This is a genomic window from Comamonas faecalis (assembly GCF_039538025.1).
In the GTDB taxonomy this organism is placed as follows: Bacteria; Pseudomonadota; Gammaproteobacteria; order Burkholderiales; family Burkholderiaceae_C; genus Comamonas_C; species Comamonas_C faecalis.
In genome coordinates this window covers 192,284-206,877 of record NZ_BAABBP010000001.1, presented here as the reverse complement: position 1 = coordinate 206,877, position 14,594 = coordinate 192,284, and the positions used below count along the sequence as shown (strand labels likewise).

15 protein-coding genes and 1 pseudogene are annotated in these 14,594 nt (G+C 59.3%); all 16 read right to left on the bottom strand.

Annotation, left to right across the window (positions count from 1 at the left end; translation table 11 throughout):
- Positions 1–118 precede the first annotated feature (118 nt).
- Positions 119–1,633 (bottom strand): VPLPA-CTERM-specific exosortase XrtD, encoded by a 1,515-nt coding sequence (gene xrtD, locus ABD767_RS00950; protein WP_344867692.1) that lies wholly within the window; start codon positions 1,631–1,633, stop codon positions 119–121.
- Positions 1,634–1,959: 326 nt separating this feature from the next.
- A complete protein-coding gene (locus tag ABD767_RS00945) occupies positions 1,960–2,691 on the bottom strand; it encodes a 2OG-Fe(II) oxygenase (RefSeq protein ID WP_344867690.1) in 732 nt (243 codons plus the stop codon).
- Between the two features lie 179 nt (positions 2,692–2,870).
- Positions 2,871–3,581: a WecB/TagA/CpsF family glycosyltransferase gene (locus ABD767_RS00940; RefSeq protein ID WP_344867688.1), complete on the bottom strand. Its 711-nt coding sequence runs from the start codon at positions 3,579–3,581 to the stop codon at positions 2,871–2,873.
- A gap of 119 nt (positions 3,582–3,700) precedes the next feature.
- Complete coding sequence (locus ABD767_RS00935; RefSeq protein ID WP_344867686.1) at positions 3,701–3,874, bottom strand: hypothetical protein; 174 nt, start codon at positions 3,872–3,874, stop codon at positions 3,701–3,703.
- A 124-nt stretch (positions 3,875–3,998) separates the two neighbouring features.
- Positions 3,999–4,373 (bottom strand): helix-turn-helix domain-containing protein, encoded by a 375-nt coding sequence (locus ABD767_RS00930; protein WP_344867684.1) that lies wholly within the window; start codon positions 4,371–4,373, stop codon positions 3,999–4,001.
- 7 nt (positions 4,374–4,380) lie between these two features.
- Positions 4,381–4,521, bottom strand: a pseudogene (locus ABD767_RS00925) (type II toxin-antitoxin system HigB family toxin); the annotation flags it as partial.
- Positions 4,522–4,601: 80 nt separating this feature from the next.
- Positions 4,602–5,594, bottom strand: a complete 993-nt coding sequence (locus ABD767_RS00920; protein ID WP_344867682.1) for an acyltransferase family protein — start codon at positions 5,592–5,594, stop codon at positions 4,602–4,604.
- A 72-nt stretch (positions 5,595–5,666) separates the two neighbouring features.
- Positions 5,667–6,860: a glycosyltransferase family 2 protein gene (locus ABD767_RS00915; RefSeq protein ID WP_344867680.1), complete on the bottom strand. Its 1,194-nt coding sequence runs from the start codon at positions 6,858–6,860 to the stop codon at positions 5,667–5,669.
- Positions 6,860–8,125, bottom strand: coding sequence for a glycosyltransferase family 4 protein (locus ABD767_RS00910; protein ID WP_425549878.1), 1,266 nt, complete (start codon positions 8,123–8,125; stop codon positions 6,860–6,862). Before ABD767_RS00910 ends, ABD767_RS00915 begins: the two co-directional genes overlap by 1 nt.
- Before the next feature lie 5 nt (positions 8,126–8,130).
- The gene (locus tag ABD767_RS00905) at positions 8,131–8,331 is read right to left on the bottom strand and encodes a hypothetical protein (RefSeq protein WP_344867678.1); all 201 of its coding nucleotides are present in this window, start codon (positions 8,329–8,331) and stop codon (positions 8,131–8,133) included.
- Between the two features lie 2 nt (positions 8,332–8,333).
- Complete coding sequence (locus ABD767_RS00900; RefSeq protein WP_344867676.1) at positions 8,334–9,269, bottom strand: phosphotransferase; 936 nt, start codon at positions 9,267–9,269, stop codon at positions 8,334–8,336.
- A gap of 389 nt (positions 9,270–9,658) precedes the next feature.
- Positions 9,659–10,639 (bottom strand): glycosyltransferase family 2 protein, encoded by a 981-nt coding sequence (locus ABD767_RS00895; RefSeq protein WP_344867674.1) that lies wholly within the window; start codon positions 10,637–10,639, stop codon positions 9,659–9,661.
- A 70-nt stretch (positions 10,640–10,709) separates the two neighbouring features.
- On the bottom strand, positions 10,710–11,711 hold the full coding sequence (locus ABD767_RS00890) for a glycosyltransferase 61 family protein (protein ID WP_344867672.1): 1,002 nt from the start codon (positions 11,709–11,711) through the stop codon (positions 10,710–10,712).
- A gap of 13 nt (positions 11,712–11,724) precedes the next feature.
- Positions 11,725–12,579 (bottom strand): polysaccharide pyruvyl transferase family protein, encoded by an 855-nt coding sequence (locus ABD767_RS00885; protein WP_344867670.1) that lies wholly within the window; start codon positions 12,577–12,579, stop codon positions 11,725–11,727.
- 42 nt (positions 12,580–12,621) lie between these two features.
- Positions 12,622–13,122 (bottom strand): serine O-acetyltransferase, encoded by a 501-nt coding sequence (locus ABD767_RS00880; protein WP_344867668.1) that lies wholly within the window; start codon positions 13,120–13,122, stop codon positions 12,622–12,624.
- A gap of 25 nt (positions 13,123–13,147) precedes the next feature.
- A complete protein-coding gene (locus ABD767_RS00875) occupies positions 13,148–14,587 on the bottom strand; it encodes an FAD-dependent oxidoreductase (protein ID WP_344867666.1) in 1,440 nt (479 codons plus the stop codon).
- Positions 14,588–14,594 lie beyond the last annotated feature (7 nt).

Genomic DNA, 14,594 nt, shown 5'->3' with positions numbered 1-14,594 from the left:
GTCCACACAAAGGCAGGAATTTCCTTGCTCCATCATTGCAGCAAAAGCCGCAATGACGGGGAAAAGGATCTTCCGTCTTTGGATAGTAAGTCAGCCGCGGCAAGAGCGTGAGCACGTTCTATTGCGGCACGAACGGCCCCAGCATCGGCACCGCCAGGCGCATGAAGGCGGTCAGGCGCTCGTCGCCGGCGCTTTGGGGCTCGTTCTGGCGCAGTGGCGTAACCACGCGCACCAGCGCGCCGTCGGTGCGGTTGCGCACAATCGCGTCTTGCAGCAAATACCACTTCATCAGGTATTCATTGGCAATGTGGCGCCCGCGCTGCTCGAACCAGTAATACACCAGCTGGCGCTGCCCGTCCTTGTCGATCAGTACGCGCACCACGTCCAGCGGCGTGCCGTCGTTGAGCCGCACCGCCGTGGTGGACAACCCCGAAATCACCCAGCCCCCGCCCGGAATGCACACCTGCGGCGAGTGCGGCGACACGCCCTTGCGCTGCGAGCCGTAGTACGCCACGTAGAAGTTGAGCAAATCGCCCTGGTCGTCGCGGTAGTCGGCCAGCACGTAGTCGTCAAAGCCCAGCGCCTGCTCCACCTCGATGGACAGCGACGACTCCACCGCCCGCCAGTTGCCCAGCGCCAGCGGAAAGGTGCGCAGGCTGGTGCGAATGGGCTTGACCTCCTCGCGCCCGCCCACCGTCAGCGCCGTGGCCCAGCCCAGGGCCAGCACCACCACGGCCGTCAGCAGCGGGCGCGACATGCGCACCGTGAAGCCCTTGCCGCTGGGCTGCACCACCGAGGGCATCGGAAACTGCTGCACCTCAAACATGCTGCGCCTGTGCGTGAAGCGCTCGATCAGCCACACCTCACCCATCAGAATGAGCTGGCAGACGATGAAGATCACCCAGCCCTCGAAGTAGTGCAAAAACCCGTCGGCCATGCCGCTGCCCCAGCGGTTGACCAGCACGCCCACCATGGCAATGCGGGCACTGTTGGTGAGCACCGTGATCGGAATGGTCGACAGAAACACCAGCGCGCGCCAGACGAACTTCGCCGGGTAGGTGTAGGCCATCAAAAAACCCAGGCTGAGCAGCGGGTACAGGTAGCGCAGGCCGCTGCAGGCCTCGACCACCTGCAGCTTGTACGCACCCAGGTCGATGACGTTGCCCTCCAGGTACACCGAATAACCCAGGAAACGCAAAATGCCCACGCCTATGCCCGAAGACGCCAGCTGCAGCCGCCACGACAGCTGCGAGTCGATGAAATACGGCAGCGGAATGGCGAACAGCAGAAACGCAATGGGCAACAGCGTGACACGCAGCAGCGACACCCCGCCGTAGCACAGGATCAGCCCCACCAGCGCCAGCAGAAACGCCAGCTGAATGGCCAGAAAAATCGCAGTGACCTCGCCCAGCACCAGCATGAGCGCCGCAATAACCAGCGCCACCACGCCCCAGCCCGACGGCTGGCCCCGGCTTTGCACCAGCACCTTGCGCCGGTGCCACAGCAAAAACAGCGTGATCAGCGGCAGGAAAAAGCCGTGGCTGTACTCCTCTTGCTTGTACCAGCGCCCCACCAGTTCGATAAGGCCGCCGGCAAACGCGACGAAAGCCAGCAAAACGCCCAGAACAAGCAACTGTTCGTTACGAGCAAAACGAGGGGATGGGCTTTGCGTCACAAATGCTTCCAAAAGTGTTATCCGAGAATCGGGGGATGCTAGCAGCTTGCTTTGGTGACTCGATTGGTTACAAGTTCACCACGCTAGTCCGATCAGCTCATTCGTGACTCAGGTGCGACAAGATGCCAAACCAAGCCCGGTGCCGCTTGGCTCCTTCCCCCTTTGGGGGAAGGTTGGGATGGGGGCCAGCACGCCATGATGACAACGGTTGAAACAACCTACGGCGCCGGTCCCCACCCTGGCTCTCCCCCAAAGGAGGAAGGAACAAACGCCCTCGGCCCGCCCTACTGCTTGCCAATCAACCCCTTGACTCCCTGCTTGAGCCCGCGCACCCCGCCCTGGATGCTGCGCAGCGCCGACTCCATCGGCATGGCCACGTTGCCCTTCATCCACTCGTCCGGGCGCGCCTTGAAGATGGTGGAATGCCGCTGGCCATCCCAACCCGCTGGCGGCTCCGTGGTGTAGTAGTACACGGCAAACGACTTGCGCATCTCGCCCGGCGGGCACTGCACCGGCGTCACGCCATGCCAGCTGTGCCGGCCCGTGGCAAACCCTGCCATGCGGTTGAACCGCGGTGCAATATAGCCACAGCGGTTCTTCACCTCCTTGTCCCACAAGTCCAGGTAGCCGCCGTACTCTTCCTTCCAGTTCTTGTTGAAGTAGAAGAGCAGGTTCACGCGGCGGTGCCACTGCTTGTCCTCAATCAGATTGAAGTCGATGTGCACGTCCAGATGTCCACCGGCATTGGTCTCGTGAATACCGCCGCCGTTCAGATCGGGATCGGCCAGCAGGTTGTCAATCTCGAACAACCTGCCAACCAGCGCCACCATCTCGGACGACGCAAGCAGGTCGTGCAACTCACGAATCGGCGCGGGAAACTTGCGAAAGTCGGTAATCTGGATTTTTTTCTTCTCGTTCACCGTCGCAAACTCGCGGCCCACCTGCTGCGCCTCGGTGTACGACGGGAAGGCGTGCCAGATTTCCTCAGCAAACGCAGGATCAAGGATATCGTCCACGCACAAATGTGAAAATGGCTCGCGCTGCACCACGTCGGGGGACAATTTAGCCAGTTGAATGCGGTTATTCATATTGATTCATCCTTGGTAAAGACAATTCCTCGGTACGGTAACACTCTACCGTGCAGCAACAGGTATAGGCACGGCTGCCGCCGCTGCTACACAACCCCACACAACCATCATCCAGTTCCTTTCCTGCGCGCGACCGCCTGCCCCACCAAGCGCAACAACGCCCAGCCATCGCTCCAATAACGCTTGAAAAGCTGTGGCTCCTGGCGGATGCGCCACAGCCACTCCAGCCCCAGGCGCTGCCAGGCCAGCGGCGCGCGCTGCACCGTGCCGGCGACGAAGTTGACGACGGCGCCCAAATGGCTGACCACCGGTATGGTGAGGCGGCCGCGGTTATGCATGATCCACGCTTGGCCTTTCTTGGCTCCCAGCGCCACCACCAAAAAGTCGGCGCCGCTGGCGTTGATGGCATCAATCACCGCCGAGTCCGACATCTCCTCTACCGATCCAAAACCCGGACTTTGCGCGCCCACGCCCAGCATGTGCCCACGCCCCTGCGCATGTTCAGCATTGAGCACATCGCACGCCTTTTGCGCCACGCCGGGCGGCCCGCCAAAAAAATACACCTTGATGGGGCGGCCCAGCACAGCCCGCCCCGCTCCACAGCGCAGTTCGTCAAACAAGGTGGAGCCGGCCACGCGCTCGGGCAGCGGCGTGCCCTGCAGGCGGGCCAGCCACAGCACCGGCATGCCGTCGGCCACGCTCAGGTCGCTCGCATGCACAGACTCGGCAAATGCCGCATCGGCCTGCGCCGCCACCAGAAAGTTGAGATTGGGTGTGGAGAGAAACAGCCGCTGCCCATCGCGGACGGCCCTGCTCAACGCAGCCGCCGCGGCAGCGGTATCCACCACGTCAAAAGGCAATCCAGCTACGGTCACGCAGCGTCTTGCGTGCGGCGCTTCAAAGAGGGGGGAAGGGATGAATGTCAATCGATTTGCCATCATTGCGTCAAAAGATCTATATAAGCCCGGTAGCTGTAACTGCGGTTTTTCTTCTGCCCTGTGACTTCCAGCACGATACCCAGCCGCTCCAGCACCTGCACCGCCGCATTGGCGGTCGGAAACGTAGTGTGCAACTGCTGGCGCGCACGCTCCACGGTCAAGCGCGGCAACATCGGCAGCAACTCGAATGGACTCTTGCCAGCCCCTCCCCATCGAACAAGAAAGCAATAACAAACCACGTCGGATTTTTGTCAAAACTGCGCGCGCCGAGTTGGTCTCGGCCAGGGCAAAGCATCGTCAGGTCATCGCCGGCTCGGGCGCGCCCACCAGCGCCTGGGCCGGGATGCCCAGGGAGAGCAGGCGCCGGATCATCGGCATGGTCAGCGGGCGCTTGCCGCCAAGCACGTCATACACCCGGTTGCGCGGCCCGATGTAGGGCACCATGTCGGCCACCGTGAGGCCCGTTTGCTCCATGTAAAACTTGATCGCTTCGATGGGGTCTGGCGCGTTGATGGGCCAGCGCCGTGCTTCGTAGGCTTGCACCAACGTGCCCAGCACCTCCAACGCCTCGCCTTCAGGCGTATCTGGCGCCGGATCCAGGTCAATCAGTTTGGATACGCGCGCCAGCATGGCACGGTAGTCTGCTTCACTGCGAATGGCATGAACTTGCATATCTGCGTCACTCCTTGGATTGATCGACGGTGGCGGCATCCACCCGATCGTATTGGGCATGCGTACCGACGAACTTGATGAATGCCCATTGCATGCGATAGGCAAAGGCCACGATCAGCCGGTAGTCGTTGCCCTTGATGTTGAACAGGGGGCCAAATTGTCACCAAATTGAACACCAGCCCGATGCCCCAGTGCCTGTTACGCCGTACCCCACTGGGAGCTTTCAGATCATTTTTTTGATACCCCCAGCAAAGCTACCGACAACACCGGACGTTGCGCAATCAGCACGTGCAAAAGCACAGGCCCCAGCAATCCCCCCGCCGCGCTGACTGCAAATACAACAAACAGGTTTTCAACCCCCATCGCCACGGCCGTAATGCGCGCCGCAGCCAAGCCCATGGCATGCCATAGATATATGGTGTACGAATAATGCCCAAGTCGATGAAAAAAATTTATTTTTGGGAAAAATATCAATAAAGCAATGCAGGTCATGACGCCTGCCACAGTCCCCAAAAGGCTGTTTCTCTCTATGGGCGACCAGTACCCCCATACCCCAAGTGCATGGGCCACCCAAAGCAGCACCGCCGCCACTACAAACAAACCCGCCCACCTCTCACGCTGAAAAACGATTTTTGACTCGTGGATCCATATTCCCGCAATGAAAAAAGGCAAAAGATAAACCGCTTGCCCGACACTGAAAGGCCCATGCACGGGGACAAAGGCCGAAACAATAGCGGCCGCGATGACCCACAGCGCAATCCCCATCACCCCCGGCAGCAAAAAAACATCGACGAACGACACGATGACAAAAACAATCAGCAATGCCTGTAAAAACCAAAAATGCTCATACGACCCAAAAAAAGCCCCGCTCCAATCTGGTGTTATCCCATACACCCAATTACGCAACACCAACGTCAACCCCGTCAATCCGATCAACGGAATTCCCAATCGTTTCAATTTCTTTCCAGCAAAGGCGAAAAATTCAGCCGCGGAAACCCTTCGCATGCCATACAAATAACCAGACAAAATGGTAAATACTGGCATACGTATCAGCTCCATAGAATCCATCCATAGATGCCACCATGAATCCATGGGCAAATGCAAACCCCGCGTGGGACTATTGCCCACCACATGATAAAAAACCAATAGCAGAATGGCCAGCCCACGAACACTGTCAAAATTCGGGGGAGGTGGCGTTTGAATTTGCCAGTGCGGTTTCATTGGATTCCCTCAAACCCGACCAAACTTTAATTTGATCTGGCCGCATGCACATTTTCCTTGATCACCCCCCATTTACTTCCGATCCGTCCGCACCCACTCTTTTTGCCTCTTGAACAGATAGCCCACATACAGCGGCAGCTTGCCCAGTACGTACAGCGGCACAAAAAGCAGGTCACGCGCCGACACCACGGCGCGGCCCCAGCCCCACCATGCCATGCTCACCGCCATGGTGAACAAGCCCAGGCAGGCCAGCGCTGCCCACAGCGGCCCCCAGCCCAGGCCGAGCAGCGCCGCCAGCGCGCACAGTGCCAGCACGGCGCATTGCAGCAGCGCCAGCAACGCCAGCGGCGGCACGGCCAGATCCAGCGCCAGCGCCAGCAGGCGGGCGTCGCGGCGGCGCAGCGCCTGCGCGAACAGCCGCGGCGCCTGCGCGGCGATCATGCCCAGGTGGCCGTGCTCCCAGCGCGTGCGCTGGCTCTGCACCGCCTGCGCGCCCGTGGGAAAGACGCTGGTCACCAGCACGGCGGGGCAGAACTGCGGCGGCGTGCCCGCCAGCGCCAGCTCTATGCCCAGCTGCATGTCCTCCACCAACTCGCCGCTGGCCAGCTGCATTTGCTGCGCCATGGCCCACGGAAAGGCCATGCCCGTGCCCATCAGCTGGCAAGGCGCGCCCACTGACCGCCAGCCCAGCGGGCGCACCCAGTTCTTCAGGCGCCAGGCAAAGGCAGCAACGCGGGTCTTGAGGCCGGTTTCGGCCGGAGCGTCCATCAAGTACAGCGCCTGCACCGGGGCATTCGCGTGCAAAGCCTTTTGTGCCAAGGCGTGCAGGCCGCCCCCCGAGAGCACGCAATCCGCATCCACGATGATCAGCACCTCGGGCATCGGGCCGGTTTGCGCCGCCAGATGCCGCACCCCATGGTCTAGCGCATAGCCCTTGCCGCGCCGCGTCGCATCCTGGCGCTCCACCACGGTGGCTCCCGCTTCGCGCGCCAGTTTGGCCGTCGCATCGGTGCAGTTGTCCGCCACGACCAGCAAGGTGTCGCCTTCGGCCAGCTGCAGGCGCAGCTGGCGCACCGTCGCGCCAATCCCTTGCGCCTCGTTGTGCGCCGGCACCAGCACGGCGCAGCGCGGTGCACCGCCCTCCTCTCGCGCCTGCGCCGTCGGAAGGCCGGCGCCGCGCCACGGCCAGGCCAGCAACACTTGCAGCCACAACACCACGACAGGCAGCGCCGCCAGGGCCAGCAACGCCCACAGCAGGCCGGCCATCACCGCGCGCCCTCCAGCGGCTGGGCGCGAAACAGCGCCAGCAGCTTGCCCGCCTCGGTATCCACATCGTGGCGCTGCAGCACCCGCTCACGCCCGGCGGCGCCCATCGCGTCGAGCTGCGCCGCCGGCGCGGCCAGGCACTCGGCCATTGCATCGGCCAGCGCCTGCACGTCGCCCGCCGGGAACAGCCAGCCCGTGCGCCCCGGCTGCACCAGCTCGGGAATACCGGCCACATAGGTGCTGAGCACCGGACGGCGCAGCGCCATGGCCTCCATGATCACCACCGGCAGCCCCTCGGCAAAGCTGGGCAGCACCAGTGCGCGGGCATCGAGCAACTCATCGCGCACCTGGTCTGACGCAATCCAGCCGGTAATGCGCACCTGCGCCTGCAGGCCGTGGCGCGCCATCTCGGCCTCCACCTGCGGGCGCATTTCGCCGTCGCCCGCCAGCACCAGCTCGCACCCCACGCCGCGTTGTTTCAGCAGCGCCAGCGCCTGCACCAGCAACAACTGGCCTTTTTGCTCGCACAACCTGCCGACGCACACCAGGCGCGGCGCCTGCGGCACGGGCTGCGCAGGCACGCTGTGAAACGCCTGATCCAGCCCGCAATGCACCACCTGCACCTTGCCCCATTGATCGACCGGCAGCCAACGATAGAGCTGGCTGCGCCCATACGAGCTAATGGCCACGACGAAGCGCGCCGCCTGCATCTTTGCGGCCAGGTGCAGCGCCTGGGGCTTGTCGAACTCCTCCGGCCCATGCACGGTAAAGCTGTAACCCGGCCCGCCCAGCGCATGCGCCAGCATCACCACCTCGGTGGAGTTGCTGCCAAAGTGCGCATGCACATGCTGCGCGCCGCAATCGCGCAGCCACAGCAGCAGCTGGCAGGCCTCGGCCAGGTACACCAGGTGCAGCGGCCAGGGCCGGTCTGCCCCGCGCGACAGCCGCAACGCCTGCACCAGCGCGCGCAGCCAGGCCAGCGGCTGCGCGGCAAACACCCGCGCCATCGGTGCCAACAACCCGGCCAGTCCGCGCTGCAGCACAAAGCGCGTGCGGCTGCGCTCCTGCTCATCGAGCGGATCGGCCACCGCATCGGCCCAGCCGCGCAGGGCAAACCGGTGTACCCGCGCGCCCTGCGCCTCTAACGCGAGGATTTCACGGCGGATGAAGCTGTGGCTGACCTTGGGGTACTGGTTGATGAAGTACGCCAACACGGCGGGCCCTGCGGAGGGCGCCAAAGAGGCAGGAGAAACGTCAGATGGCATGAAACTCAGCAAAGGACAGATTGATCGATAAAGGCGTCGAGATAGTCAGCCCAGTGGCGCTGCACGCGCAGTGCGGCAATGCGCGGCTCCACACGCCCGGCGGGCAGGCCGCTCAGGCGAACCCAGCAGAGCGGGTGGCGCGTTGCCAGCGCCGTGAAGTCGTCGCTTGCGGGGCTGACGTCGGATACGTTGATGGCCGTCAGCATGGTCAGCACGATGAGAGCGGGCGGCCCAGCGCCGCCTCCAGCCGCGCACAACAGCGGCTGGCCAACACCGCGAATTGCTGCGCCGGAAACTCGCCCAGATGGCGCGCGTAATACCCCAGCGCCGCCAGCAGGTGCAGTTGCGCGCCCTGCTGCGCATCACCCAGCGCCCGCGCGTGCCAGTCCAGCTCGCGCGCCAGGCGGCGGCGGGACAAGCCCAGCGAATCAGCGGCGCGAATCAGGTCATACACACCGTAGCCGCGCACCACGCTGCCGCCCCAGTCAATGATGGCCAGGCGCCCGTCCGGGCGGTGCATCACGTTGCCTGTCCACAAATCGCCATGCATGGGCATGTGGCGCGCCTGCACCTGCCCCGCTTGCAGCCGCTCCATCTGCTGCTGCGCCGCATGCCGAAGGGCGTCGGGCAGCAGCGCCATGGCGCTGAGCGCCGCCAGCGATGCAAGAAACTCCTGCTGCGTTGCGGCATCGGGCGCCTGCGCCAGCGCCGTCAGCTCACGCAGCCACTGCAGCAGGTCACCCCGCACCCGCCAAGACGCCACACGCCGCGCAATACGTCCCTGTGCCAGCGGCTTGCAGCGCGGCACGATCAGAAACGAGCGCCCCTGCGCCCGGCCATGGCCCTGCACGTCGAGCACAACGCGCCCCGCCGGCGCGCCAAGACAGGCCCGCATGTCGGCCATCTTCTGCACCTCGATAGCGCTCGCGTCCGGAAACTGCGCGGCCGAGACAAGCAGCACCAGCGCCTGCCCGAGCAGATAAGCCGTCTGCCCATCGGCCACGGAGCGGTTGTGGCTCAGCAGCGTCAGCGGCAGGTCGCCGAGCGATTGCGGCACGGCGGCCTGCGGCGCGGCGTCGCGCAAAGCCCGCACGGCTTGCTCGCGCAGCGTTTCTTCCCAATCGGGCGTGTTAACAAGGTTCATGAATCAACGGTTGTAAGAACGTGTTCTAAGAGTGGTCTGACACATCTCGGATGCCTTCTTTTGCTCCCTCCCCCTCTGGGGGAGGGTTGGGGTGGGGGCCGCGCACCTATGCAAGCAGGTTGCCGGCACATTAGTACAGCGACCTGGAAATATCGAAACATGAAAGCGCGTCTTCGCACCCATGGCGGCGTTGCAAATCCTCACGATAGCTACGGCTATCGCTGCGGTTTACGCCTTGCCCTGGGCGTGAATCCATCGCTTTCATTGTGTTCCTCTATTTCTAGGTTGCTGTACTAGCCCCCATCCCCGCCTTCCCCCAGAGGGGGAAGGAGTCTGAGACAGCTTGCCAATCAAGGTCACAAAAGGCAGGAAGTGGATTTCATCTCCGCTCATTTGTATTCAATCAATTCTCGCCTGCGCCCGCGCAACTGCCCTGCATAAAACTGCAGCGCCCCCCAGGCCTCGGCCCATTTACCCGCCACCAGAAAAAAGGCGCGCGGCACGTCGCGCAGCTTGCGCGCCAGGCGCAGCACTTGCAGCGGATAAACCAGCAGCAGCGCCAGCCCCCAGGGCCCCAACACGGCGGCGCCAACCAATGCCGCCAGCGGCAATGCAGCACCCCACAAAAGCGCGCGCCGCGTCTCGGCCACCCAGTGGTGCTCGGGCGCTTGACCGTGCAGCCACGCCCCTTGTGCAAAGGCAAAGCCACCGCGCACGGTACGCCGCCACCACTGGCGCCAATGCAGCATGGCCGCGTCGTGCAGCGCCATGTCGGCGCCCAGCCGGTGCACCTTCCACCCGGCAGCGCGCAGACGCACGCACAGCTCGGGCTCTTCGCCGGCAATGAGGTCTTCGCGAAACCCTCCCACCGCCTGCAACGGCGCCAGGCGCATCATGGCAATGCCGCCGCAGGCCTTGGCGTCGCCCACCGGCGTGTTCCATTCGATGTCGCACAAACGGTTGAATACCGAGCGCTCGGGATGGCGCTCGCGCAAGCGGCCGGCGACGACGGCATGGCCGGAGTGATCGCGCAAAAACGCCTGCGCCGCATTCAGCCAGCCGGGCAGCAGCTCGCAGTCACCATCGACGAACTGCACCCACTGCACCGCCGGGTCGTGCCCGCGCAGCGCCTCAAGCCCCGCATTGCGCGCCCGCGCCGCCGTGAAAGGCTGGGCCATGTCCAGTGCCACCACCCGCGCGCCCAAGCTGCGCGCCAGCGCCACCGAACCGTCGGTCGAGCCCGAGTCCACATACACCACCGTGCGCCCGGCGCTCGCAGCCTGACAGCCGCCCAGCGCCGACTGTAGGCACACGCGCAGACGCTCGCCCTCATTACGGCCAATGACGACCAGGCCAAGAGATCCCTTCACCTCATCCGCCATTAATTCAATTCTCTACTTTCAACGAAATGACGATCAAAGCGATTAGTAAAAAACAAAATTAGCCTTTCACTTGATCCAAAGCAGCCTCTATTGATTCTGGAGAGATATAAAAATCATCAAACGCACGTGACTTCAACTCACCCCCAAAATCTAAATCCATCACAACCTCTTTGGTTATCTGGCCACGGCACCCTGCCCACGCACCACCTAGCGCCGCCATATACTTTCTATATGGATTAACAACAAAGCCAGCGGGGAACAATTCAATTAAATTAGCTTTGATTCCATCTGGCCGCCGACAAGAAAACGCCAGCCACCCCAAAGCCGCACCATGAATAGCCACAATATTTCGCGCATTTTTCATCGCTGACCATTGTTCGGCAATAGACAGGTCTTCAAAAAACAACTCGACATACCCTCTTTCACGCATTAAAGATGAAACATCGTCAGAATTTTTAATTTTTCTTGTGGATTTTCTTGGTATATATATATTCTCCGGCATATTTCCAACAACGCCGCAAAATTTCAAATTCTCAATATACTCCAATATATTAAAAAACTCCCCGCCAGAAAAAACCACAATATTTCCAGCAACTTTTCGATCCGTCCTTACAACCTCGTACCCGAAATTATTAAAAATATTTTCAGCCAATGAATTTTTTTCTGCATTCAATATCACCTTTATATCGCCAGCATCAATCCCAATGGTTTTCTTAAAAAAACCAAGTCTAGTCAAATGATGATGAATCAAATGCGCAATATTTTTATTAAATTTCCATCTAGCATCGTAAATATATTGCTCCCCGAGATCAAAAGTCGAACCATGGCGATATACTTCCACCATCTCCCGAATTTTGGCTCTTCTTCCAGAAATATTATGGATCGAATTCGAAACAGTAACTCCATGCTGTACAATCGCCCGAGCCTCATAGCCAGGGATAGCAAAGGGCGGCTGAAATATTTTCTCAACAAACGGCTCGTACAAATTACTGATCTTAGAAAGATTAGAATACAGCCAAGCAGGCTGGACATTTATATCAGGCAGAATTTTATAAATCACGATTCAACCAAAATCAATAAATATTCGATTCCAGCCCAACAGCCATCTTCGCCATATTTTTTATCTTATCCGTCACAACAACTCGGTCGGCAAACATATAGCTACCAAATTTACTCAACGCATTCAACCTTCGCTCCAACAACATCAATGACAACGGCCCGATAATTTTTTTAGCACTATTCTTCAATCCGGTGGAATGCGTAAAATCGAAAAAAGTCGTGCGATATGGCAAATCCACGGGCTTGTAATTCAAATTAACTGATTCACAATAATCAAACCACTTGAAATCGAATATACCTCGACGAGCAACAGGTAGCCACGGAACCCCGAAAGCATCAGAAACAATAGCGCCATGCAATGCTTCTGAGATCACCTTCTTTGACGCTCTAATATCATTAATTATTTTATGCCTATCATCTGTAATATTAATTAAATTCACTCCAATACGATCGCAAATTTTCATTAAATGTGGCCACACAAATGAGTTAACTGCGCTTTTATGCGGTATAAAAGATGTTTCATGAATTTTCGCAACGCCACCTTGAAACATATCAGCAAGCAACAAGGCGCCATCCGAGATAAAAGACACATCTCTATCTGATAGCTGTTTTATTAAATTCGCTGTCCTAGGCCCCCGAACCCAGACAAATTTAAATGTTTTGTCAACATTCGGAACATCACCATGACCGAATCCGGTTCCCAAAAAATATTTATCAACACCCACGGGGAGCCTGTGATTCAACAATGAACCTATACCAAACAGATATGCATCTTTATGAATATTATTGATATTCTTAATATAATTCGGCCACACTAGGTCATTCAAACAATCACCAAAATTATCCGTTTCCCATTGCGAAATAATCATAAGTACTCCTAATTTTTGATCCCTCTTTGATAAGCCATCGAATTATAAAACGCCAGCAGGAACACCCACAGCTACCGCACCGGCTGGCACATCCACCATCACCACGGCGTTGGCGCCGATCACCGCATCTGCCCCCACCGTGATGCCCCCCAGCAGCTTGGCGCCCGCGCCTACGTCGACACGGTCTCCCAGCACCGGCGCTCGCCCATCGCCGCGCGTGCCCAGCGTAACTTGCTGAAAAATCAGGCAATTAACACCCACGTGGGCCGCCGGATGAATGACCACACCATTGGGGTGTGGCAGCAGCAAGCCGCCGCCAATGTGTGAGTTCAATGGAATGTCCGCACCGCTGACCGCGCTCCAAAAACGATGCCGCAGTACAGCCAGACGCCGCAAGACCTGCCGCGACCACCAACTGCCAGATACCGTATGCCGCTGATAATCGCGCAAGCTGGCCAGCAAGCGCTTGCCAGGATTCCATTCGCCTGCGCGCAAGGCTTCGCGCGACCAGTCGGGCGCGATCGCGCCGAGGGCTTGGTTCATTGTTTTATCCACGCAACCGCCACCGCTACGCCTTGACGGTGCGCTCAAGGTGGTGGGCCAGCCTCAGCGCAAGCTGAATCAGCGGCATGGTCGGGTTGCCGCCACCGCCGGTGGCAAACACGCTGCTGCCAGCCATGAACAAATTGTCCACACCAAACACCTTGCAATTGCCGTCCACCACGCCGTCGGCACTGCTGGCCGCCATGCGCGTGCCGCCCATGTGGTGGGCATGCGGGCTGACCGGCATAAAGACGTCGTCGCGCAGGATGTAGTCGTGCAGTTTGACAAAACCCAGCCCTGAATCGGCAAACGCCTTGGCTGCCTCCATGGCAATCACTTTGATGGTTTTGACGTCACGCTCGGACAGCTGCCAATTGAGCTTGACGCGCCGCAGGCCAAAAGAATCCACTTCATTGGAGAGTTCGATTCTGTTGACATTGCGCTCGGGGAATTGCTCCAGCAACGTCGTAATAAAACCTTCACCAGGGCAATTGATTTTGGTGATGAAATCAATTTTGTCCGCCAGCGCCAGGTCGCAGGTCAGCCCTTTGAGAAAAGTTTTGATTTTGGCCGTTCTTCCATAAGATCTTATTTGCCGGACGATTCCAAACGTCACGTTCCCGCGCCCCACGCCTGCATCCGAAACAAATTTTGGCGACGTGAAGCCGCCAAGATTTTCTTGATCGTCAGACGTCTCTTTCAAAAAGAACTGCCCCATTTCAACGTTGAGATGCTCCATGAAGCCAACGCCGGCCATCTTCTTGAGATGCTCCAAACCCATCAACGATGGGCTATTGAGCAGCATGCGTGAATTTTCAATTCCGCCCAACGCCAAAACATAGTATTTTGCCTTGACGCGACTGGTTTTTTTATCGTACCCGGCAACATCAAGGCCAGTGATGGCGCCACGACCGTCGTACTCAACATTGATCAGATTGCAATGGAGAAACAGTTGGATGTTCTTGGATTCTTCCAATTGTTTTTTGTATTTTTCCGCAAACCGCGTCGGGGGGCTCAGTGCATCTTTTTCCGCCTCGAAATACCCGTTTTCCACCGGTATGCTGCGCGTGGCAAAACCTTGCGCCGGAAGATCCAGGATGCGCATTGCTTCAGGCAAATATGCGTTGAAATCGTCGAACGAGATAGGCCACCCTGGCAGGCTGCCAACGGCCACATGCTCAAAATCCTCACGCACAAAAGGCCGGCATCGCCCAGACCAGTGGTTGGACGTTCCTCCAAAATAACGCAGCCGCGTCGTCGCTGCGTACAAATCGCGCCCGACCGATTCAATTTTGTAAACATCTTGCGATTGCTGTTCATACTCTAGCCCGCCAGCCTCCAGCAAGCCGATTTTCAAGCCCGCCTCAGCCAGCTTGAGTGCCACCGTTATTCCAGCGGGGCCGGCGCCAACGACACATACATCGAAGGCCGGCAGGTCGGTAGTTTGTGAGAAATCGGAAATCATCGTCGCG